Origin of the sequence: Niveibacterium sp., from assembly GCF_041909475.1 — a bacterium.
Taxonomy (GTDB): Bacteria; Pseudomonadota; Gammaproteobacteria; order Burkholderiales; family Rhodocyclaceae; genus Niveibacterium.
Genome location: NZ_JAYRDJ010000003.1, coordinates 36188 through 57889, shown reverse-complemented (window position 1 = coordinate 57889; position 21702 = coordinate 36188). Strand labels below are relative to the sequence as shown.

Genomic DNA, 21702 nt, shown 5'->3' with positions numbered 1-21702 from the left:
CTTCTGTTGGAGCGAAACGCGGCGACCGGGCGGTTAAGCCCGGCCGCCGCGGCGGTCAGTCGGCCATGGCCGCTTTGCGCATGCCGGCCTTCATCTTGCTGTACTCAGTCTGGACATACTTCTCAGCCCAGGCCTGATCCGCAATCGCTTCAACCTTGACCGCGCTGAACTTGTACTCCGGCGTCTTGGAGATCGGGTCCACGTGATCGACGGTCAGTTCGTTGCAGGCGCCGATCCACCACTGGTAGGTCATGTAGACCGCGCCCTTGTTGACGCGGTCGTTGTGGTTGGCGCGGGTGATCACCTTGCCGCGGCGCGACGACACCCAGACCAGGGCCTGGTCCTTGACGCCATAGGTCTTCGCATCGTCCGGATGGATCTGCACATAGCCCGGCTCGTCGGCCAGCGTCTGCAACGCGGTGCAGTTGCCAGTCATCGAACGGCAGGAGTAGTGGCCAACCTCGCGCACCGTACAGAGGCCAAGCGGGTAATCGGCATCCACCTTCTCCAGCGGCGGGCGCCATTCGGTGCCGAACAGCAGTGCCTTGCCGCTCGGGGTGTCGAACTTGTTGCCCTTGTAGAGCCACGGCGTGCCGGGGTGGTCCTCGCTCTCGCAGGGCCACTGCACATAACCCAGGTCGGCCATCTTCTCGTAGGTCGCACCGGTATACAGATGGCACAGGCCACGCAGCTCGTCCCAGATTTCCTGCGCGTTGTTGTACTTCATCGGGTAGCCCATCGCCGTCGCCAACAGACTATGGATTTCCCAGTCGTCCTTGACGTCACCCTTCGCATCGACCGCCTTGTAGCAGCGCTGGAAGCCGCGGTCGGCGCTGGAGAACACGTTCTCGTGCTCGCCCCAGGACGTGGCCGGGAAGATCACGTCGGCCATCATCGCGGTCTTCGTCATGAAGATGTCCTGCACGATGATGAGTTCCAGCTTCGAGAAGGCCTCGCGCAGCATGCCCAGATCCGGGTCGGTCTGTAGCGGGTCTTCGCCGAAAATGTAGTAGGCCTTGAGCTTGCCTTCGTGGATCTTGTGCGGCACTTCGGTGATGCCGAAACCCTTCTCGGCAGGGATGCTCGGCACACCCCAGGCCTTGGCGAACTTCTCGCGCGCTGAGGCATCGGTGACCGGGTAGTAGCCCGGCAGCGTGTTGGGCAGCGCGCCCATGTCGCAAGCGCCCTGCACGTTGTTCTGACCGCGTACCGGACCGACGCCGACGTTCGGCCGGCCGAGATTACCGGTGATCGTGGCGAGGCTCGATAGTCCCTTCACCACATCCACCGCCTGCCCCCACTGCGTGACGCCCATGCCCCACAGGATCGTCGCGCTCGGCGCCCCCGCATACATGCGCATCGCATCACGCACCAGTTGCGGATCAAGCCCGGTGATCTCGGCGGTGTATTCCGGCGTGTACTTCGCGACCGCCGCCTTGTACTCCTCGAAGCCTTCGGCGTACTGCGCGACGAAGTCGGGCTTGTAGAGGTTCTCGTTGATCAAGACGTTGGCAAAGGCGTTCACCAGCGCCATGTTGGTGCCGTTCTTCAGCGGCAGGTACAGATCGGCAAGGCGCGCGGTTTCGATGTAGCGCGGGTCGCAGACGATGATCTTGGCGCCCTTCTCCTTGGCCTTGATGATGCGGCGCGCGACGATCGGGTGCGAATCGGCCGCGTTGTAGCCGAACACCAGGATGCACTTGGTGTCTTCGATCTCGTTGATCGAGTTGCTCATCGCGCCGTTGCCCAGCGTGACCATCAGGCCGGCCACCGAGGGGCCGTGGCAGACGCGCGCGCAGCAGTCGATGTTGTTGGTGCCGATCACCGCGCGAGCGAACTTCTGCGCGATGTAGTTCGACTCGTTGCCCGTGCCGCGCGACGACCCGGTGACCATGATCGAATCCGGCCCGTGCGCGGCCTTGATCGCCTTCAGGCGCGTCGCGGCGAAGTCGATTGCCTCATCCCAGGACACGGCCTCGAAGTCGGCACCGCGCTGGCGGCGGATCATCGGCTTGGTCAGGCGCGGCGTCAGCAACTTGGTGTCGTTGAGGAAGTCCCAGCCGTAGTAGCCCTTCAGGCACAGCTCGCCTTCATTGGTGACACCGTTCGCGCCCTCGGCGCCGACGATCTTGTTGCCTTCGACCAGCAGGTTGATCTTGCAGCCCGAACCGCAGTACGGACACACCGTAATGACCTTCTTCATCTCACAAGTCCTTTTCCGGGAGGGATTCGAATTCAGTTCAGAACTGCACGCCGGCAGCCAGATCGAGCGCCGCCTGGGCCTGACGCTTGCGCAGCGTCGCGGCCATGCGATCCTTGTCGATCAGGTGCAGCGCCTTGGTCGGGCATGAGGGAATGCACGCCGGGCCTTCGGCACGATCGATGCAGAGATCGCATTTCTGCGCCTCGGATTTGGTCTTGCGCGATGCAAGCACCGAGTCCGAAGCCGCCGCCGCAGGCGTTGTCACCACCGTCATCGCGCCGTAGGGGCATGCCACCACACAGGTCTTGCAGCCGACGCAGCGCTCTTGCAACACCTGGACGCTGTCCTGCGCATAAACAATTGCGCCGCTCGGGCAGGCGCGCACGCAGGGTGCGTCATCGCACTGGCGGCACAGGATCGGCGTCGTGATCGTGCCACTGCGAACCACCGTTAACCGCGGCGCAAAGGTCCGCGGAGTCAGCCCATCGCCGGAGTCTCCGACCGGATGCGCCATCGCACAGGCAATCTCACAGGTACGACAGCCGATGCACTTGCTCGCCTCGGCGATGACAAACCGGTTCATGCGTAAACTCCTGACAAGGTGAAGGAAGCCGCCAGCGGGGAGTGCGTCGCCTGCGCGCCTCAAACTTTCATCATCAGCGCATTCGAATCGCTGCAAATAGACAGGGATCAATGTTTTCGCGCCGACAATTCGCCGATTCGGGGCACAAGTGGGAACCGGGGTCTTCAGTCTGCAGGGCTCGCCAAATGCATATACGCGCGCGTGTTGGCGCACGCGCTGGCTGGCCACACTGCCCGCGCGGACGGCGGCCCCGGCACACTTGACGATGGTCAGATCAGCGCCAAGCTGCCGCGGCCGCTGGTCGTGGATGTTGGAGAATGCGCCGATGCATGAACTGTCTCTGGCTGAACGCGTGATCGGAATCGTCGAGGGGGCGGCCCGCAAGGCAGGCGCCCGGCGGGTGACCCGCATCGCGCTGGAAATCGGTGCGCTGGCGCATGTCGAGGCGGAGACGCTGCAATATTGTTGTGAGGTCGTCAGCCGCGGCACGCTGGCCGAAACGGCCAGCATCGAGGTTCAGCGCAGGCCCGGCCGGGCCTGGTGCGAGACCTGCGCAGCAGAGGTCGAACTGGAGCAGATCGGCATGCCCTGCCCAGATTGCGCCGGATTCCGCCTGAAGGTGACGGACGGCGACCAGATGCGAGTCGTGGATGTGGTGATCGAGCCCGGCGAGCCCGCCTGATTGGGGCGACACGGGATCGGGCAAGAATCGGAGATGGTGCGATGTGTGTGACCTGCGGATGCGGAGGCGGTGACGCCCAGATCGACGGACACGGAATGCGCTATGCACGGCCGCGGCGCAGTGCCGCCGCGCCGGCTAGCACCCCGGCATTCCGCCCGGCACACGGCCCCCTCGACGCCCGCCATGCCCCCGGCACCAGCGAGGCGCAGATCCTGCGCATCGAGCAGGACATCCTCTCTGACAACGACACGCAGGCCAACGCCAACCGCAGCCGCTTTCTTGCGCGCGGGCTGTTCGTGCTGAACTTCGTGTCCAGCCCGGGCTCCGGCAAGACCACGCTGCTGGTCGATACGATCCGGCGTTGGGGCACGCGCTCACCGGTGGCCGTGGTCGAAGGTGATCAGCAGACCGCCTTCGATGCCGAGCGCATCCGCGCGACCGGCGCGGCTGCGGTACAGATCAACACTGGCAAGGGCTGCCATCTCGACGCCCACATGGTCGCCCAAGCGGCGGATCAGCTCGCCGAGCAGGCGCAGCTGCCCTCCGACGGGCTGCTGCTGATCGAGAACGTCGGCAATCTGGTGTGCCCGGCCGCCTTCGATCTGGGCGAAGCGCACAAGGTCGTGATCCTCTCGGTCACCGAGGGAGAGGACAAACCGCTGAAGTACCCGGACATGTTCCGCGCCGCCGATCTGCTGCTGATCAGCAAGATCGACCTGCTGCCGCATCTGGACTTCGATGTCGATCTCGCCGTGCGCTACGCGCGGCAGGTACGGCCGGATCTACCTGTGATCCAGCTCTCGACACGCAGCGGTGAGGGCTGCGAGGTCTGGCTGGACTGGCTCGGGGCCGGCGTGGCCGCCGTTACGAAGGCCCCGGCCGCTTGATGATCCGCCGGCGGCTGCGCGTCACCGGCATTGTTCAGGGCGTCGGCTTCCGGCCCTTCACTCATCGCCTCGCGCACGCGCTGAAGCTCAGCGGCTGGGTCCGCAACGACGCAAGCGGCGTCACGATCGAAATACAGGGCGACGCGCCCGTGCTGGACGCCTTCGCAGCGCGCCTGCGAACCGATGCCCCGTCTTCCGCACAGATCGACACGCTGGAGGTCGAACCCTGCGAACGCCTTGGCCAAGAGGCAGGCTTCCAGATTCTCGACAGCGAAGCGGGCGGCACGCAGCGCGCGACGATCGGGCCGGACCTCTGCATCTGCCCCGCCTGCCTCGCCGAGCTCTTCGACCCGACCAACCGCCGCTACCGCTACGCCCTCATCAATTGCACCGACTGCGGTCCGCGCTACACCATCGCCGCGCGCCTGCCCTACGACCGCGCCAACACCAGCATGGCGCGCTTCGCGCAATGCCCGGCGTGCCTGGCGGAATATCGTGCGCCACGTGACCGGCGCTTCCATGCCGAGCCGAACGCCTGCCCCAGCTGCGGCCCGCAGCTGAGCTTCTTCCGCGCAGCGGACGACGGCAAGGCGCTGCCCGTGAGCCCGGCCGTCGATCCGGTGGCAGAAGCGCTCGCGCACCTGCGCCGCGGTGACGTGGTCGCGATCAAGGGTCTGGGCGGCTTCCACCTTGCCTGCGATGCGCGCAACGCGAGCGCGGTGGAGAAGCTTCGCGCGCGCAAGAGCCGCGAAGAAAAGCCGCTCGCCGTGATGGTCGCCAACCTCGCCTCGCTGGTAGAGCTCGCAGAGTCCGGCGCGGCGGAAGCTGCCGCACTGAATGATGTCGCCCGCCCGATCGTGCTGCTACCCAAGCGCGGGAACTCCGATGCACGCCTGCCCGGCGTCGCGCCCGGCCTCGGGTGGCTGGGCGCGATGCTGCCCTACACGCCGCTGCAGTACCTGCTGTTCCATGAAGCGGCGGGGCGACCAGCCGGCACCGACTGGCTCGCCGAAGCGCAGCCGTTGGCACTCGTGATGACCAGCGCCAACCCCCAGGGCGAACCACTGATCACAGACGACAGCGAAGCGCTTGATCGCCTGCGCGGCATCGCCGACGCATGGTTGCTGCACGACCGCGAGATCCTGATCCGCTGCGACGACAGCGTCGTCCGGCCGCTACCGGGTCAAACCGGGCCGCAGTTCCTCCGCCGCGCACGCGGTTACACGCCGCGTGCGATACCGCTTGCGCCCGCCAACTCGAACCACGACGTGCTCGCACTGGGCGGATTCTTCAAGAACACGTTGTGCCTCACCCGCGGCGATCAAGCCTTCCTGTCCCAGCACATCGGCGACCTCGACCGCGTCGCCAACTGCCGCGCGCTGGAGGCAGCGGTCGATCACCTGACCGGGCTGCTGCAGGTGAGGCCCGAGGCGCTCGCGCACGATCTGCATCCGGACTTCTTCAGTACCCGGCTCGCGCTGCAACTGGCCGAACGCTGGCAGGTGCCGGCGCTGGGCGTGCAGCACCACCATGCCCACATCGCCGCAGTGCTGGCGGAACACCGGCTCGATGCGCCGGTGCTCGGCCTGGCGCTGGACGGTGTCGGCCTCGGCACCGACGGCCAACCCTGGGGCGGCGAATTGCTGCGTGTCGATGGCGCGAGCTTCGAGCGCCTCGGCCACCTGCGTCCGCTGCCCATGCCGGGCGGCGACCGCGCGGCGCGCGAGCCCTGGCGCATGGGCGCCGCCGCGCTGGCCCTGCTCGGCCGCGGTGACGAAATCGCTAGGCGCTTCGCCCATGAACCCGGCGCCGCAGCGGTCGCACAGATGCTGCGCGGCCAAGCACCGACGACGACCAGCATGGGGCGCTGGTTCGACGCCGCGGCGGGGCTGCTGGGCGTGCAGCCTCGCATGAGCTTCGAGGGGCAGGCCGCGATGCGGCTGGAAGGGCTGGCGCAAGCCTTCGGCCCCTTCGACCTGCGAACACCACTGCACAAGCTTGACGCTAGCACCGGCTGCGTACAGCTGGACCTCTCTCCGACACTGGCCGAACTCATTGAGGCGACCGACGTCAAGCAGGCCGCCGCGCTATTCCACGCGGCCTTGATCTATGCCCTAGCGGACTGGGTCGGCGCTGCGGCAGAGTCGCAAGGAATCCTGACCGTGGTCTGTGCCGGCGGCTGCTTCCTCAACGCGATTCTCGCGCGCGGGTTGCGCCGCGCACTGCAGCACCGCGGGCTGCAGATGCTGGAAGCACAGGCCGCACCGCCTGGCGATGGCGGCCTCGCGCTAGGGCAGGCCTGGGTTGCCCGACGCACGCTCCAAGAAAGCGACCGGCTAAAGGCCGGCACCCCCTGAGGACTGCTTATGTGTCTTGCGATACCTGCCCGCGTTGTCGAACTGCTCGCTGACGACCGCGCGCGCATTGAACTCTCCGGCGTCCAGAAAGAGGTGTCGCTGGCGTTGGTGGAAGACGTGGCGGTCGGCGACTATGTGATCGTGCACGTCGGCTTTGCAATCGGGCGGCTCGACCCGGAGGAAGCCGCGCTGACGCTGGCCACCTTCGCCGAACTGGATGCCGCCATGGCGGGCGAACGCCTGCTGACGCCGCCGCTGGCCTGAGCATGAAGTACATCGACGAATTCCGCGACGGCGACATCGCCCGCAAGCTCGCCGCGACGCTCGCAACCGAAGCGCAGCCCGGCCGCAGCTACCGGCTGATGGAGTTCTGCGGCGGTCACACCCACGCGATCTCGCGCTACGGTCTGCTTGATCTGTTGCCACCCGGCGTGCAGATGATCCACGGCCCCGGCTGCCCGGTCTGTGTGCTGCCGATCGGCCGCATCGACAGCGCAATCGAGCTGGCGCGCGACAAGGGCGTGATCCTCTGCACCTATGCCGACACGCTGCGCGTGCCGGCTTCCGGCGGGCTCTCGCTGATGCGGGCGAAGGCGCAGGGGGCGGACGTGCGCATGGTGTATTCCTGCGACGACGCGCTGCGCATCGCGCGTGAGCACCCGGATCGCGAGGTGGTGTTCTTCGGCATCGGCTTCGAGACGACCACGCCGATGACGGCGGTGGTGATCCAGCAGGCGGCCGCGCTCGGCCTCACCAATTTCAGCGTGTTCTGCAACCATGTGCTGACGCCGGCCGCGATGGTGCACATCATGGAATCGGAGGGCGATCCATCGCGCGTCGCGCTCGACGGCTTCGTCGGCCCGGCCCATGTCAGCACCGTGATCGGCTACGGCCCCTACGAGGGCTTCGCGCTGCACTACCGCAAACCGGTCGTGATCGCGGGCTTCGAGCCGCTCGATGTGCTGCAGTCGATCCTGATGCTGGTGCGCCAGATCAACGAAGGGCGCGCCATCGTGGAAAACGAGTTCACCCGCGCCGTGACGCGTGAAGGCAACCGCAAAGCGCAGGCGCGGGTTGCGGAAGTGTTCGAACTGCGCGAGTGCTTCGACTGGCGAGGCCTGGGCGAAGTGCCGGACAGCGCGTTGCGCATCCGCGCCGAGTACGCCGCCTACGACGCCGAGCGCCGCTACGGCATGGCCTACCGCCAGGTGCCGGACCCGAAGGCCTGCGAGTGCGCGGCAATCCTGCGCGGCCACAAGCATCCGCGCGACTGCAAGGTGTTCGGCACCGTGTGCACGCCGGATCACCCGATCGGCGCCTGCATGGTCTCGTCCGAAGGCGCCTGTGCGGCGCACTACACCTACGGCCGCTTCAAGGAAATACCGCTGCGCGCGGAGGCCAACGCATGAGCTACACCCGCCCGCTGGATCTCAAGCACGGCCGCGTCGACCTCAGCCACGGCAGCGGCGGACGCGCGATGGCGCAGCTGATTCACGACCTGTTCGTGCGCCACTTCGACAACGACTATCTGCGCGCGCAGAACGACGGCGCTTGCTTTCCGCTGCCTGCCGGCGCCGGTCGCATGGTGATGGCGACCGACAGCCACGTCGTCTCGCCGCTGTTCTTCCCCGGCGGCGATATCGGCTGCCTGTCGGTGCACGGCACGATCAACGACGTCGCGATGGCCGGTGGCAAGCCGCTCTATCTCGCGGCCGGCTTCATCCTTGAAGAGGGCTTCCCGCTCGCCGACCTGCAGCGCATCGTCGTGTCGATGGCCGAAGCGGCGCGTGAAGCCGGGGTGCCTATCGTCACCGGCGACACCAAGGTGGTCGAACAGGGCAAGGGCGACGGCGTGTTCATCACCACCACCGGGATCGGCATCGTGCCGGACGGCATCCTGCTCGACCCGCGCCGCATGCAGCCCGGCGACCAGGTACTGGTGTCGGGCTACCTCGGCGACCATGGCGTGGCGATCATGTCGCTGCGCGAGAACCTGTCCTTCGAGACGGCGATCCAGTCCGACACCGCCGCGATCCACGGCCTCGCCGGGGCAATGCTGGCTGCGGTGCCATCCATGCGGGTGCTGCGCGACCCGACGCGCGGCGGGCTCGCCGCGGTGCTCAACGAATTCGCCAGCGCCGCTGGCTGCGGCATCGTGATCCGCGAGAAGGCGATCCCGGTACGCGACGAGGTCGCCGCGGCCTGCGAGTTGCTCGGGCTCGACCCGCTCTACGTCGCCAACGAAGGCAAGCTCGTCGCGGTCTGCCCGGCCGAGGATGCCGAGCATCTGCTCGATGTCATGCGCAGCCACCCCCAGGGCCGCGATGCCGCCATCATCGGCGAGGCCATCGTGGACCCGAACGGCTTCGTACAGATGGAAACCACCTTTGGCGGACGCCGCATGGTGGATTGGCTCACCGGAGAACAACTACCCCGCATCTGCTGACTCCGACGGCGACGCCCCCCGACTCTCGTCGCCCGCCCTCCTCCGCGCGCCTCCAAGCATGCAAGCCATTGGTTACGAATGCCGATGACATGCTCGCGAGCATCCTCTTTTCGCCCGATTCAGGGCGCCATTAAAAACGTCGTCACCCGACTTCATCGAAACCGACCCAAGTCAACCAAGACTGTCGTCCAAGTTTGATGCGCCCCAAATGTTCGGGCTGAAAGGCAGGCTGTAATGAGCGGCGTTTTTGTGTCGTGCCACGCAGATGCTGATGGCCGCAGTGAGCCAACCGTGGATCCGACACCGGTGATGCCTTACACCCTGAGGAGGAAGGCTGGATGAACCGTTTCGTGATCGCGGAACCGGCACGCTGCATCGGCTGCAACACCTGCATGGCCGCATGCTCGATCGTGCATCGGGCCGCAGGTCTGCAGAGCCAGCCACGGTTGACCGTGACGCTGCATGCCGGCAAAACAGCCCCGGTGCTGTGTCGCCAATGCGAGGATGCGCCGTGCGCGCGCGTCTGCCCGGTCAACGCCATCACGCATGCCAACGATGCCATCGTGCTGAACGAGACGCTGTGCATCGGCTGCAAGCTGTGCGCGATCGCCTGCCCCTTCGGCGCCATCACCCCGTCCGGCACGCCGGCCACCGGCGTGGTGCCCTGTGGCCGCGACTACATCTCCCCCGACATGCTGACCGCCACCGACCCGGCAACAGAGGGTTCGGACAGTGCCGCCACGCTGCACCCGATCCTCGCCTCGGTGACCGGTGTGCGCAGCATCGCGGTGAAGTGCGATCTGTGCGACTTCCGCGCCGAGGGCCCCGAATGCGTGCGGGTCTGCCCGACGAATGCGATGCACGTGGTGGACAACCGCGCACTCGACGACGCCGGCGACGCCCGCCGCAAGCAGGCCGCCACCGCGCTCGCCGCCCACACCCCGTTCGGCGGGGAGCAGGAGCAATGATGAACACGCCTCTCGGTATCCTGCTGCTGTCTGTCCTGCTCTATCTTGCTGGCGCGCTCGGTTCGCTTTTACTGGCACGACGCGAATCGCTCGCAATCCTCTGCTCGGGTATCACAGGCCTGCTTGGCGGCCTGGTCGGCGTCGCCGCCAGCCTGCCCGTGCTGCTGAGTGGTACGACCCATCGTTACCTTGCTGACGGCCCGTTCGCCTTCGCGCACTTTGCGGTTCGCCTCGATCCGCTCGCCGCCTTGATGGTGTTCGTGATCTCGGCGCTGGTCGCGGTGTGCTCGCTGTATGCGACCGCCTATGTGCGCGAATACGCCGGGCGCGGCGCCTGGGCGATGGGCTTCTTCATGAACACCTTCGTCGCCTCGATGGTCGCGCTGGTGGTCAGCGACAACGCGTTCTACTTCCTCATCTTCTTCGAGATGATGTCGCTCGCCTCCTACTTCCTGGTCATCTTCGACCAGCATGAAGAGGCTGTGAGCGCGGGCTTCCTGTATTTCCTGATCGCGCACGCCGGCTCGGTGCTCATCATGGCGGCCTTCTTCATCCTTTACAGCCACAGCGGCAGTCTGGATTTCGACAGTTTCCGTGCGCTGCATCTGACCGGGCCCGCCGCGTCGCTGGTGTTCCTGCTGGCCTTCGTCGGCTTCGGCGCCAAGGCGGGCATGGTGCCTTTGCACAGCTGGCTGCCACGCGCCCACCCGGCTGCGCCGTCGCACGCATCGGCGCTGATGTCGGGCGTGATGGTGAAGATCGGTGTGTTCGGCATCGTCAAGGTCGGTATCGATCTGCTCGGCGCCACCGCAAGCTGGTGGGGCCTGCTGGTGCTGGCCGTGGGCGCCGTATCGGCAGTGCTCGGCGTGCTCTACGCGCTGGCCGAGAATGACCTCAAGCGCCTGCTCGCCTACTCGACGGTCGAGAACGTCGGCATCATCCTGATGGGCGTCGGCGCCGGCATGGTCGGCATCGCGAATCACCAGCCGCTGCTCGCCGCGATCGGCCTGCTCGCCGCCTTTTACCACCTGCTCAACCACGCGGCCTTCAAGGGTCTGCTGTTCCTCGGTGCCGGGGCAATCCTGTACCGCACCCACACCAAGGACATGGACCAGCTCGGCGGCCTCGCCACCCGCATGCCCTGGACGGCCGGCGCCTTCCTGATCGGCGCGATGGCGATCTGCGCGCTGCCGCCGCTCAACGGCTTCGTCAGCGAGTGGTTCACCTATCAGGCGCTGTTCTCGATGGGTGGCGCGAGCGACATCTTCCTGCGCCTCGCCGGCCCGGTCGGCATGATCATGCTGGCACTGACCGGCGCGCTTGCGGCCGCCTGCTTCGTGAAAGCCTACGGGCTGAGCTTCTCCGGCCTGCCGCGCAGCGCGCATGCGGAACATGCGCAGGAAGCACCGCTGCCGATGGTGATCGCGATGTTGCTGCTCGCGGGGCTCATCGTCCTATGCGGCGTCGGCGCTGCCTGGGTCAGCCCGGTGATGGCAACGGTCGCAGCTTCGCTGACGCAATCGGCTGCGGCGCCGGTGGCGATTGGCCACACGCTGTTCCCGGGCGATCCAGGGCAGGCGCATCTGTCGATCCCGCTGGTGACCGTGCTGCTGCTCGCACTGCCGGTGCTGCCGATGCTGCTGGTGGCCGGCCTGCGCGGCGCCCGCCTTGGCCGCCGCCACGGAGGCGACGCCTGGGCCTGCGGCTACGCGCAGGAGCAGGCGATGGTGCCCTCTGCGGCGGGCTTCGCCGCCCAGCCACTTGGCCAGATGTTCGCGCCGCTCTACCGGGTGCGCGACACGCTGGACCCAGGCGCGGTGTCGCGGCGCGCTGTGCAGTGGTGCATCGACGCCACCACGCGGCTCGAGCCAATGTGGGATGCCAAAGTCGTGCAGCGCGTGATCGATGGCGTGCAGTGGTCGGGCCGCAAGATCCAGCATCTGCAGCATGGCGACTTCCGGGTGTACTGCCTCTATGTGGTGGTCACCCTGGTCGTCCTTCTTCTGGTTGCGGTCTAGGAGCCCGCCATGCCCAGTTTCGACTTGCTCTGTCTTGCCGTGCTGCAAGCCCTGGTGCTGCTGGCCATCGCCCCGCTGATGACCGGCATTTCGCGGATGATCCGCGCCCGCATGCATTCGCGGCGCGGCCCCGGTGTGCTGCAGGACTACCGCGACATCGCGAAGCTGCTCAAGCGTCAGGACGTCGCCCCCGCCTCGGCCGGCTTCGTGTTCCAGGCGACTCCCTATGTGCTGCTCGGCGCGATGCTGCTGCTGGCGATGGCACTGCCGGTCTTCACCCGCCATTCGCCGGTCGGCGCCGCGGCGGACCTGATCACCTTCGCCTACGTCTTCGCGCTGGCGCGCTTCTTCTTCGCACTCTCCGGTCTCGACTCCGGCAGCTCCTTCGCCGGCATCGGCGCGAGCCGCGAGGTGACGATGGGCGTGCTGGTGGAGCCGACCATGATCCTGTCGCTGGTCGTGGTCGCGCTGGTTGAAGGCAGCACCAACCTCGGCAGCATGAGCGCAGCGATCGCCGGCGGCTACATGCAGGCGCCGATGGCGATCCTGCTGGCGATGGCCGCGTTCGCCTTCACCGTGTTCATCGAGATGGGCAAGCTGCCCTTCGACATGGCCGAGGCCGAGCAGGAGCTTCAGGAAGGTCCGCTGACCGAATACTCCGGCGCTTCGCTCGCGGTGCTGAAACTGGGGCTGGGTCTCAAGAAGATCGTGCTCGCGCAGTTCCTGCTCGGCGTGTTCCTGCCCTTCGGCAATCTCGACACCTTCACTGCCGGCGACATCGCGCTCGCCGTCGTCGCGCTGCCGCTGAAGCTGCTGACGATCTTCGTACTCGCTGGCCTCGTCGAGAACAGCATGGCGCGCGGACGCTTCCTGATGACCTCGCGCGTGACCTGGATCGGCTTCGGGTGCGCGGTGCTGGCCTTTGTCTTCTACCTCACAGGGCTCTGAAACGGATCATGGAGAACCTTGCGCTCACGGTCATTCTGTTGCCCTTCCTCGGCGCGATCCTCACCGCGCTGAGTCCGCAGCGTGTCGCCAAATGGGCTGCCACCGTCTTCTCGGCGCTCGCCGCCGCGTTGGTGGTCGCGCTAGCCATCGGCTTCGATCAGGCGGGCAAGCTCGCGCGCGAAGTCGATCTGCTGTCCTTCGGCCAGACAGCGCTGATGGGCCTGACGATAGACCGCCTCAGCGTGCTGGTCTGCGTCGCGGTCGTCGTGCTGGGCTTCCTGGTGGTCGCCTACTCCACCGCCTACCTCACCGACGGCAACCGCGAGCATCCGCATGACGGTCGCCCGCGCTACTACGCCTTCCTGCTGCTGTTCATCGGCGCGATGGCGGGGCTGGTGCTGTCCTCCACGCTGGTCGGGCAACTGGTGTTCTTCGAGATCACCGGCGCCTGCTCCTGGGGGCTGATCGGCTACTACGAAAAACCGAAGGCGCTGAAGTCCGCGATCAAGGCGCTGATCATCACGCACATCGCGGCAATCGGCCTCTACTTCGCGGCTGCATGGCTGTTCGTCGACACCGGCTCCTTCGCGCTCACCGGCCTCGCGCAGCTGAACGACAGCGCCAAGATCGCGGTGTTCCTCGGCATCCTGGTCGCGGCCTGGGGCAAGTCGGCACAACTGCCGCTGCACGTCTGGCTGCCGGATGCGATGGAGGCGCCGACACCGGTGTCGGCCTACCTGCACGCCGCGTCGATGGTGAAGGTGGGCGTCTACCTGTTCGCTCGTGCGCTTTACTCGGCTGGCGCGGTGCCGGAAGTGATCGGCTGGGTTGGCGTAACGATGGCGGTCGTGACCATGGTCTACGGCTTCGCGATGTACCTGCCGCAGCGCGACATGAAACGCCTGCTCGCGTATTCGACGATCTCGCAGCTGTCGCTGATCTTCATGGCGCTGTCGCTGTCGGTGTTCGGCTCCGAACTCGCCTTCAAGGGCGCCGTGGCGCACATCTTCAACCACGCCTTCGCGAAGAGCCTGTTCTTCCTCGTTGCCGGTGCGCTGAGCTACAGCTGCGGCACCCGCATGCTGCCGTCGCTGCGTGGTCTGCTCAAGCACATGCCGCTGCTGGGCATCAGCTTCTGCGTCGCCGCGCTATCGATCACCGGCGTGCCGCCCTTCAACGGCTTCTTCAGCAAGTTCCCGATCTTCACTGCGGGCTTCCAGCTCTCCGCCGCCCACCTGCTGCTGTTGCCGCTGGTGGTGATCGCACTGATCGAATCGGTCGCGAGCTTCGCATGGTTCCTGCGCTGGTTCGGCGACACGACGCCCGGCGAAGCCTCGGAGGCGGTGGCCACGGCGCAGCCGGTGCCGCCGGCGATCCGTTTCGTGCTGGTCACGCTGATCGTGATGTGCGTGGCGTCGAGCTTCATCGCCGCGAGCTGGCTTGGTTAAGGAGTTCCCATGAATGGACCATTGATCGTCAACGCGCTGGCCGGGCTGCTGATCGTCACCTCCTTGCTGGTGACGATGGCGATCAACGCGACCCGCGCCGCCCGCCTGTACGCCGCGCAATCGCTGGTGCTGGTGCTGATCTTCCTGACGCTGGCCTACACCCACGGCGCACACGAGCTGTACTGGTGGAGCGTCTCGGCCTTCGTCACCAAGGTCGTGCTGGTGCCGTGGATCATGCTGCGCACGCTGGCAACGTTGCCGGAGACCGAAGACCTGCCTGGCGTGCTGAGCCCGGCCGTGCTGATCGTCGTCGCCGCCCTGATCGTCGGGCTGTCGTGCTACGCGGTGTCCTCGGTGCATCTGGCGGTGGTGGACCCGCTCAAGCCCGCGCTGGGCGTATCGCTCGGTCACTTCCTGCTCGGCCTGGTGTGCATCGTCAGCCAGCGCAACCTCCTCAAGCAGGTGTTCGGTTTCTGCCTGATGGAGAACGGCTCGCACCTGACGCTGGCGCTGCTCGCGTGGCGCGCGCCGGAGCTGGTCGAGATCGGCATCGCGACCGACGCGGTGTTTGCAGTGGTGATCATGGTGGTGCTGGTGCGCCGCATCCAGCGCTCGATGAACACCCTCGACGTGCGACAACTCACGGCCTTGAAGGGCTGACGACATGACTTCGATGGAACTGCTCCCCGCCCTGCTGCTTGTCCCACTGGTCGCTGCCGCGCTCGCCTTCGCCTCGCGCTGGGCCGGCGCTGCCGCAAAGCCGCTGGTCACGCTGATCCACGCCGCGAGCATGACGGTACTGCTGCTTGGCACGCTCAGGCTCGCCGGCGAGTTGCTGCAGGTCGACCAGATCGCTGCGCTGCACGGCTGGATGCAGGTGGACAGCCTCGGCGCCGTCTTCCTCGGATTGGTCGGCGTGGTCGGTTTCCTGATCGGGCTCTACGCGATCGGCTACATGAACTACGAGCTGGCCCACGGCGCGATCGACGTCGGCCGCCTTTGCAACTTCTACGGCATCTTCAACCTGTTCGTGTTCACGATGCTGCTGGCTGTGACCGCCAACAACGTGATCATGATGTGGGTTGCGGTCGAGGCGACCACGCTCGGCTCGGCCTTCCTCGTCGGCTTCTACGGCAAGCGCTCCTCGCTGGAAGCCGCCTGGAAGTACGTGGTGATCTGTACCGTCGGCGTCGCCTTCGGCCTCTACGGCGTGGTGCTGGTGTATTCCAACGGTGTCGCGGTGCTGCCGGTGGTGGGTGATGCTTCCAGCTGGACCGCGCTGCTTGCCAACGCGCAGCAGCTCGACCCGACGCTGGTCAAGCTCGCCTTCGTCTTCGTGCTGATCGGTTTCGGCACCAAGGCCGGCCTGTTCCCGATGCACGCCTGGCTGCCGGATGCCCACTCGGAAGCCCCGAGCCCGATCAGCGCCCTGCTCTCCGCCGTGCTGCTGAACTGCGCAATGCTGATCGTGCTGCGCTTCGGCATGATCGCCGCAAAAGCGGTCGGCCCCAGCTTCCCGCAGACCCTGCTGCTGATCTTCGGCCTGCTGTCGGTCGGCGTCGCCGCCTTCTTCATCGTCGTGCAGCGCGACATCAAGCGCCTGCTCGCGTACTCCAGCGTCGAGAACATGGGCCTGATCGCATTCGCGTTCGGCCTCGGCGGCCCGCTGGGCATCCTCGCCGGCCTGCTGCACACGATCAACCACAGCCTGGTGAAGGCGCTGATGTTCTGTGGCTCCGGCAACATCCTGATCAAGTACGGCACGCCGGCTATGGATTCGGTGAAGGGCGTGCTGAAGGTCGCGCCGATCACCGGCGCACTGTTCATCGCAGGCGCGCTGGCGCTGGGTGGTGTGCCGCCCTTCAACATCTTCGTCAGCGAATTCATGGTCGTCACCGCCGGCCTCGCAGCCGGCCACCCTTGGCTGATCGGCCTGTGCCTGCTGTTGCTGACCATCGTGCTTGCAGGGCTGGTGCGCATGCTGGCCGCCACGGTGTTCGGCGCCGCGCCCGACACCGTGCCGCGCGGCGACACCGGCGCGCTGACGCTGCTGCCGATGGGCGTGCTGCTGGTCGCGATGCTGGTCATGGGTATCCGCGCACCGGCGCCGGTCGGCCAGTTGCTGGCGCGCGCCGCCGCACAGGTTCAGACCGGCAGCCAGCCGCAGATCGCGCAGAACCCGACACCCGTCGCGCCGACGCCCGACGCCACGACAGCGGCCGAATAAGAAGCGCCCCGGGAAAGGAGACCCAGAGCATGTCCGTAGCAGAAGAATCCCGCGTGGGCCGCAACTACATCGCCGGGCTGGCGGAGAAATTCCCCGCCGCAATGCTGGAAGTTGAATGGCAGACGGCGGACCAGGTCACGGTGACCGTAAAGCTCGACGCCCTACCCGATGTCGTTGAGTGGCTCTATTACGACCAGGGCGGTTGGCTGTCGGTGCTGTTCGGCAACGACGAGCGCACGCTCAACGGCCACTTCGCGGTGTACTACGTGCTCTCGATGGAGCGCGACGTGAAGTGCTGGGTGGTGGTGCGCGTGCTGGTCGACCCGGTGGAGCAGGAGTTCCCCTCGGTGACGCCCAAGGTGCCCGCCGCCGTGTGGGGCGAGCGCGAGGTGCGCGACATGTATGGCCTGCGCCCGGTCGGCCTGCCCGATCAGCGCCGCCTGGTGCTGCCGGACGACTGGCCGGAAGACCTGCACCCGCTGCGCAAGGACACGATGGGCTATAACCAGCGTCCGGCGCCGACTTCCGACACCGAGACCTACGAGTTCGTCAACGACGGCGGCGAGAGCCGCGTGGTGCCGCTGGGCCCGCTGCACATCACTTCGGACGAGCCGGGCCACTTCCGCTTGTTCGTCGACGGCGAGGACATCGTCGACGCCGACTACCGCATGTTCTACGTGCATCGCGGCATGGAGAAGGTGGCCGAGACGCGCATGGGTTACGACGAGGTCACCTTCCTTGCCGACCGCGTCTGCGGCATCTGCGGCTTCACCCACAGCGTGGCCTACGCCAGCTCGGTGGAGAACGCACTGGGCATCGAGGTGCCGGCCCGCGCCAAGGCGATCCGCGCGATCTTCCTCGAAGTGGAACGCCTGCACAGCCACCTGCTGAACGTCGGCCTGGCGAGCCACTTCGTCGGTTTCGACACCGGCTTCATGCAGTTCTTCCGCGTACGCGAGAAGGCCATGACGATGGCCGAACTGCTCACCGGCGCGCGCAAGACCTACGGCATGAACCTGATCGGCGGCGTGCGGCGCGACATCCACAAGGACGAGCGCAACAAGACGCTGAAGCTGATCGCCGAACTGCGTGCGGAGATCACCCCGCTGGTCGAGATGCTGATGGCCACGCCTAACCTGACCCAGCGCACGCAGGGCATCGGCCGGCTGGACCCGAAGGTGGCGCGCGATTTCAGCCCGGTGGGCCCGGTGGTGCGTGCAAGCGGCTACGCGCGCGACATCCGCATCGATCACCCCTACGCCGCCTACCCCGATCTGCCCTTCGGCCTGCATGTGATGGAAGGCTGCGATGTGCTCTCACGCGTGCTGATCCGGGTGAAGGAGTTCTACGACTCGCTGGTGATCATCGAGCATGCGCTGGCGAACATGCCGGAAGGCCCGATCCTCACCGAGGGCTTCACCTACCAGCCTCACCGCTTCGCGCTGGGCTACGCCGAAGCGCCGCGCGGCGAGGACATCCACTGGAGCATGATCGGCGACAACCAGAAGCTGTTCCGCTGGCGCTGCCGCGCACCGACCTACGCCAACTGGCCGCCGCTGCGCTACATGCTGCGCGGGAACACCGTGTCCGACGCGCCGCTGATCGTCGCCAGCATCGACCCCTGTTACTCCTGCACCGACCGCGTCACGCTGGTCGATGTGAACAAGGGCAAATCCACGACCGTGCCGTACAAGGAAATCGAGCGCTACGGTCGCGAACGCAAGAACTCGCCGCTCAAGTAAGGGGCTGATGGATGTTCAATCTGCTCAAAATCATCCGCAAGGCGGGCGAGGCGACTGAAAAGTACCCGTTCGCGCCGATGCCGGTCAGTCCGGGTTTTCGCGGGAAACCCGAGTTCAGCGCCGAGCAGTGCATTGCCTGCGCGGCCTGCGTGGTGGCCTGCCCGCCCAATGCGCTGACGATGCACACCAACACCGAGCGCGGCGAACGCACCTGGCAGCTCAACCTCGGGCGCTGCATCTTCTGCGGCCGTTGCGAGGAAGTCTGCCCGACCCGCGCGATTGCGCTGTCGCCCGACTTCGAACTGGCGGTGGGCCGCAAGGAGGACCTGATGCAGCGGGCGACCTTCTCGCTGACCCGTTGCGTCGCCTGCGACACGCCCTTCGCGCCGAGCAAGGAAATCGAGTTCACGATGGCACTGATGGTGCATAGCGGACTCTCCGAGGCCGAAGCCGAGGCGATGCGCCCGCAGTTCGAGACCTGCCCCGACTGCAAGCGCAAGCAGGCGCTGTGCAGTGTCGAGCCGGAAACCTTCGTGAAGCGAGGCTGAGATGAACAAGCCCATCGAATTCGCGCCCCGCAACGCGCAGGGCATGCCGGTACCGATCAGCGAGAGCGAACACATCGCACAGCTGAAACAGACGTTGCTCGGCGACATCAAGCGTTCCGCCTACGTCTACCGCGTCGACTGCGGCGGTTGCAACGGCTGCGAGATCGAGATCTTCTCGGCGATCACGCCGGTCTTCGACGCCGAGCGCTTCGGCATCAAGGTCGTCGCCTCGCCGCGCCATGCCGACATCCTGCTGTTCACCGGCGCAGTCACCCGCTCAATGCGGACGCCAGCGATCCGCGCCTACCGCGCCGCGCCGGATCCCAAGATCGTCGTTTCCTACGGCGCCTGCGGCTGCAGCGGCGGCATCTTCCACGACCTGTACTGCGTCTGGGGCGGCACTGACCAGATCGTGCCGGTCGACGTGTTCATCCCCGGCTGCCCGCCGACCCCGGCTGCGACGATCTACGGCTTCGCAGTGGCACTAGGTCTCTTGAATCAGAAACTCAAGGGCAGCCACCACCAGGAAGCCGAGGGCGAAGTCGCGCAGGTGCGGCACCCGGACGTACCGCTGGATCTGCGGGTGCTGATCGAACGCGAGGCGCGCCGCATGGCGGGCTACCTGCACGGCGGGCGCATCGCGGATGACTTCATGGGCCTCATGATCGCCGCGCCGACGCCGGAAAGGTTCGTCGCCCGTGCGCGCGAACACCTCGCCGCGAAGGACGACCCACGGTTGTCGGAGATCTTTGCCCACCTGCAAAGCACCTGCCTCGGCATCGGCGGAGCGACCGCGTGAGCGGCAAGGTCATCTTCTACCAGCTCGGCCAGAAGTTCCTCGACCGCAAGGAGGACATGCCGGCCGAGGCGAAGCAGGTGGTCTATTACTCGCTCGCGATCGGCCACCACATCGGCGTAATCGACTGCCTCAAGCCGATCCTCGAATGCCCGGCCGACGACTATGCAGCGTGGCTCGCCAAACTGCCGGAGGGCACCGCCCGCAGCAAGCTCGAAGGCCTGCTCAAATGGGGCGAGATCAACATCGACAGCACGGCAACGCACCTGCTCGCCAAGGCGCTGGACGGCGCCCGCGCGGGCTACAGCGAAACCGAGAACCAGTGGGCGACGCGGTTGATCCAGTCGCTCGCCGACATCGAAGCCGAACCTGCGATCTACCTGATCGCCAAGCACCGCGATGCCTGATCTGATCCTGACTGTCGGCAACAGCATGATGGGCGACGACGGCGCCGGGCCGCTGCTGGCCGATCTGCTGACGAACGCCCCCGCCAGCGGATGGGCGGTGATCGACGGCGGCTCCGCGCCGGAGAACGTCGCACATCAGGTGCAGGCCTTCGCACCGCAGACGGTGCTGATCGTCGATGCCGCAGACATGGCGCTCGCCCCCGGCGAAGTGCGCCTGGTCGACGACGCGAGCATCGCCGACATGTTCATCATGACCACCCACAACCTGCCGCTCAGCTTCCTGATCGAGCGGCTGCGCGAAACGATTCCGCGCGTGCTCTTCCTCGGCATCCAGCCCGACATCGTCGCCTTCGGTTTCCCGATGACCGAACCGGTGCGCAACGCCGTCACCACGCTGCACGCGCAGCTCCTCGCCGGCGCCGACCCGACCGCCCTGCCCTGGCTCTAAGCCACACCCGGCCCACCGCCTGACCGCCCGCGCGCCCTTCACGCGACGCGTCGGCGGCCGCACGCCCTCGCGCAGCCTGCCGATCACCGTGGCGGAGCGCCGGTTTGCGCGCTAAACCTCTACGGAGGCCCTTGCGGAACGCAGCCCCGCTTATCGACCCATAGAGCGATTTTTAGATCCGCGCCCAGTGACTGATGGATGTCAAAAACGCTGAACTCAGCGCAAACGCGAGCAAGTCGGACACATAAAGTGCAAGGAAACTGCTGCAACGACAACGCACGCGGTGTCGTGTCATCCCCCTGACGACAAAACCAAGGAATCACGCGAAATGGAACGTCCGACCGTCGAGAAATCCGCAGCCAGCGGATTGCGCAAATTCTCGCTGCTGAAGGAAGACCCGGGCCGCTACCTGATGCGCTCGGTGCTGGCAGGCATGTACCTGTCCATCGTCGTGCTGGTGTACTGGTCGCTGCTCAACAACCTGCACGACTCGCCCTTCGGCAAGGTGCTGGCGAGCCTGTTCTTCGGCGTCGGCCTGTCGGTGATCGTTTTCACGCACTCCGAGCTGTTCACCAGCAACAACATGTACCTCGCGGTGTCGTCGGCCGAGGGCAAGACGACCTGGCCGCAAACCGTTGCGCTGTGGACTGTCTGCTACCTCGGCAACCTGATCGGCGCGGTGGTGCTCACGACCTTGCTCTACTACGCTGGCGTGCTCGATTCGCTGCCGCCGGAACATGCGCTGAACCAGGGCGCGGTGCACAAGGCCGAGCAGGCCGCGCAGGTGATCTTCTTCAAGGGCATTCTCGCGAACTGGGTGGTCTGCCTTGCAGTGTGGGTGGCATTGCAGCTGAAGGAAGACCTCGCAAAGATCGTCGCGATGATCCTCGTCGTGTTCATCTTCCTGTACCTCGGCTTCGAGCACTCGATCGCCAACATGGGCACCTTCTCGATGGCGCTGCTGAGCCACGGCGGGCTGACCTTCGGGCAGGCG

At 66.4% G+C, this 21702-nt stretch carries 20 protein-coding genes; 18 read left to right on the top strand and 2 right to left on the bottom strand.

Annotation, left to right across the window (positions count from 1 at the left end; genetic code table 11):
• Positions 1–55: 55 nt before the first annotated feature.
• Both fdhF and ACE3P0_RS04005 read right to left on the bottom strand, forming a co-directional pair.
• Positions 56–2203, bottom strand: a complete 2148-nt coding sequence (fdhF, locus tag ACE3P0_RS04010; protein WP_374400037.1) for a formate dehydrogenase subunit alpha — start codon at positions 2201–2203, stop codon at positions 56–58.
• Between the two features lie 37 nt (positions 2204–2240).
• The gene (locus ACE3P0_RS04005) at positions 2241–2786 is read right to left on the bottom strand and encodes a 4Fe-4S dicluster domain-containing protein (protein ID WP_374400035.1); all 546 of its coding nucleotides are present in this window, start codon (positions 2784–2786) and stop codon (positions 2241–2243) included.
• 307 nt (positions 2787–3093) lie between these two features.
• Here ACE3P0_RS04005 and hypA point away from each other — a divergent pair, with 307 nt between their 5' ends.
• The 18 genes from hypA to ACE3P0_RS03915 form a co-directional block, all read left to right on the top strand.
• A complete protein-coding gene (hypA, locus tag ACE3P0_RS04000; protein WP_374400033.1) occupies positions 3094–3468 on the top strand; it encodes a hydrogenase maturation nickel metallochaperone HypA in 375 nt (124 codons plus the stop codon).
• Positions 3469–3509: 41 nt separating this feature from the next.
• A complete protein-coding gene (gene hypB / locus ACE3P0_RS03995; RefSeq protein ID WP_374400030.1) occupies positions 3510–4355 on the top strand; it encodes a hydrogenase nickel incorporation protein HypB in 846 nt (281 codons plus the stop codon).
• Complete coding sequence (gene hypF / locus ACE3P0_RS03990) at positions 4355–6712, top strand: carbamoyltransferase HypF (RefSeq protein WP_374400027.1); 2358 nt, start codon at positions 4355–4357, stop codon at positions 6710–6712. Before hypB ends, hypF begins: the two co-directional genes overlap by 1 nt.
• Positions 6713–6721: 9 nt before the next feature.
• Positions 6722–6976: a HypC/HybG/HupF family hydrogenase formation chaperone gene (locus ACE3P0_RS03985; protein ID WP_172203603.1), complete on the top strand. Its 255-nt coding sequence runs from the start codon at positions 6722–6724 to the stop codon at positions 6974–6976.
• A gap of 2 nt (positions 6977–6978) precedes the next feature.
• Positions 6979–8121, top strand: coding sequence for a hydrogenase formation protein HypD (gene hypD / locus ACE3P0_RS03980; RefSeq protein WP_374400024.1), 1143 nt, complete (start codon positions 6979–6981; stop codon positions 8119–8121).
• A complete protein-coding gene (gene hypE / locus ACE3P0_RS03975) occupies positions 8118–9158 on the top strand; it encodes a hydrogenase expression/formation protein HypE (RefSeq protein WP_374400023.1) in 1041 nt (346 codons plus the stop codon). Before hypD ends, hypE begins: the two co-directional genes overlap by 4 nt.
• Before the next feature lie 338 nt (positions 9159–9496).
• Positions 9497–10126, top strand: coding sequence for a 4Fe-4S dicluster domain-containing protein (locus ACE3P0_RS03970; protein ID WP_374400021.1), 630 nt, complete (start codon positions 9497–9499; stop codon positions 10124–10126).
• Positions 10126–12144: a hydrogenase 4 subunit B gene (gene hyfB / locus ACE3P0_RS03965; protein WP_374400018.1), complete on the top strand. Its 2019-nt coding sequence runs from the start codon at positions 10126–10128 to the stop codon at positions 12142–12144. The genes ACE3P0_RS03970 and hyfB overlap by 1 nt, the downstream gene beginning before the upstream one ends.
• Positions 12145–12153: 9 nt before the next feature.
• A complete protein-coding gene (locus tag ACE3P0_RS03960; protein ID WP_374400016.1) occupies positions 12154–13092 on the top strand; it encodes a respiratory chain complex I subunit 1 family protein in 939 nt (312 codons plus the stop codon).
• Positions 13093–13100: 8 nt separating this feature from the next.
• Positions 13101–14540, top strand: a complete 1440-nt coding sequence (locus tag ACE3P0_RS03955; protein WP_374400013.1) for a hydrogenase 4 subunit D — start codon at positions 13101–13103, stop codon at positions 14538–14540.
• Positions 14541–14549: 9 nt separating this feature from the next.
• A complete protein-coding gene (hyfE, locus tag ACE3P0_RS03950) occupies positions 14550–15200 on the top strand; it encodes a hydrogenase 4 membrane subunit (RefSeq protein WP_374400011.1) in 651 nt (216 codons plus the stop codon).
• A gap of 13 nt (positions 15201–15213) precedes the next feature.
• Entirely contained in the window at positions 15214–16767 is a 1554-nt protein-coding gene (locus tag ACE3P0_RS03945) for a hydrogenase 4 subunit F (protein WP_374400008.1), read from the top strand.
• A gap of 29 nt (positions 16768–16796) precedes the next feature.
• The gene (locus tag ACE3P0_RS03940; protein ID WP_374400006.1) at positions 16797–18509 is read left to right on the top strand and encodes an NADH-quinone oxidoreductase subunit C; all 1713 of its coding nucleotides are present in this window, start codon (positions 16797–16799) and stop codon (positions 18507–18509) included.
• 11 nt (positions 18510–18520) lie between these two features.
• A complete protein-coding gene (hyfH, locus tag ACE3P0_RS03935; RefSeq protein WP_374400004.1) occupies positions 18521–19057 on the top strand; it encodes a hydrogenase 4 subunit H in 537 nt (178 codons plus the stop codon).
• A 1-nt stretch (position 19058) separates the two neighbouring features.
• Entirely contained in the window at positions 19059–19856 is a 798-nt protein-coding gene (locus ACE3P0_RS03930; protein WP_374400002.1) for an NADH-quinone oxidoreductase subunit B family protein, read from the top strand.
• Positions 19853–20260, top strand: coding sequence for a formate hydrogenlyase maturation HycH family protein (locus ACE3P0_RS03925; protein ID WP_374399999.1), 408 nt, complete (start codon positions 19853–19855; stop codon positions 20258–20260). Before ACE3P0_RS03930 ends, ACE3P0_RS03925 begins: the two co-directional genes overlap by 4 nt.
• Entirely contained in the window at positions 20253–20708 is a 456-nt protein-coding gene (gene hycI, locus ACE3P0_RS03920) for a hydrogenase maturation peptidase HycI (RefSeq protein WP_374399997.1), read from the top strand. Before ACE3P0_RS03925 ends, hycI begins: the two co-directional genes overlap by 8 nt.
• Before the next feature lie 328 nt (positions 20709–21036).
• Positions 21037–21702: formate/nitrite transporter family protein (locus tag ACE3P0_RS03915; RefSeq protein ID WP_374399994.1), on the top strand; the 666-nt coding region annotated here is incomplete at its 3' end.

What these genes read in the sequence shown, in the direction of transcription:
- fdhF (WP_374400037.1), bottom strand. Translation starts at nt 2,203, where the DNA reads ATGAAGAAGGTCATTACGGTGTGTCCGTACTGCGGTTCGGGCTGCAAG.
- ACE3P0_RS04005 (WP_374400035.1), bottom strand. Translation starts at nt 2,786, where the DNA reads ATGAACCGGTTTGTCATCGCCGAGGCGAGCAAGTGCATCGGCTGTCGT.
- hypA (WP_374400033.1), top strand. Translation starts at nt 3,094, where the DNA reads ATGTTGGAGAATGCGCCGATGCATGAACTGTCTCTGGCTGAACGCGTG.
- hypB (WP_374400030.1), top strand. Translation starts at nt 3,510, where the DNA reads ATGTGTGTGACCTGCGGATGCGGAGGCGGTGACGCCCAGATCGACGGA.
- hypF (WP_374400027.1), top strand. Translation starts at nt 4,355, where the DNA reads ATGATCCGCCGGCGGCTGCGCGTCACCGGCATTGTTCAGGGCGTCGGC.
- ACE3P0_RS03985 (WP_172203603.1), top strand. Translation starts at nt 6,722, where the DNA reads ATGTGTCTTGCGATACCTGCCCGCGTTGTCGAACTGCTCGCTGACGAC.
- hypD (WP_374400024.1), top strand. Translation starts at nt 6,979, where the DNA reads ATGAAGTACATCGACGAATTCCGCGACGGCGACATCGCCCGCAAGCTC.
- hypE (WP_374400023.1), top strand. Translation starts at nt 8,118, where the DNA reads ATGAGCTACACCCGCCCGCTGGATCTCAAGCACGGCCGCGTCGACCTC.
- ACE3P0_RS03970 (WP_374400021.1), top strand. Translation starts at nt 9,497, where the DNA reads ATGAACCGTTTCGTGATCGCGGAACCGGCACGCTGCATCGGCTGCAAC.
- hyfB (WP_374400018.1), top strand. Translation starts at nt 10,126, where the DNA reads ATGAACACGCCTCTCGGTATCCTGCTGCTGTCTGTCCTGCTCTATCTT.
- ACE3P0_RS03960 (WP_374400016.1), top strand. Translation starts at nt 12,154, where the DNA reads ATGCCCAGTTTCGACTTGCTCTGTCTTGCCGTGCTGCAAGCCCTGGTG.
- ACE3P0_RS03955 (WP_374400013.1), top strand. Translation starts at nt 13,101, where the DNA reads ATGGAGAACCTTGCGCTCACGGTCATTCTGTTGCCCTTCCTCGGCGCG.
- hyfE (WP_374400011.1), top strand. Translation starts at nt 14,550, where the DNA reads ATGAATGGACCATTGATCGTCAACGCGCTGGCCGGGCTGCTGATCGTC.
- ACE3P0_RS03945 (WP_374400008.1), top strand. Translation starts at nt 15,214, where the DNA reads ATGGAACTGCTCCCCGCCCTGCTGCTTGTCCCACTGGTCGCTGCCGCG.
- ACE3P0_RS03940 (WP_374400006.1), top strand. Translation starts at nt 16,797, where the DNA reads ATGTCCGTAGCAGAAGAATCCCGCGTGGGCCGCAACTACATCGCCGGG.
- hyfH (WP_374400004.1), top strand. Translation starts at nt 18,521, where the DNA reads ATGTTCAATCTGCTCAAAATCATCCGCAAGGCGGGCGAGGCGACTGAA.
- ACE3P0_RS03930 (WP_374400002.1), top strand. Translation starts at nt 19,059, where the DNA reads ATGAACAAGCCCATCGAATTCGCGCCCCGCAACGCGCAGGGCATGCCG.
- hycI (WP_374399997.1), top strand. Translation starts at nt 20,253, where the DNA reads ATGCCTGATCTGATCCTGACTGTCGGCAACAGCATGATGGGCGACGAC.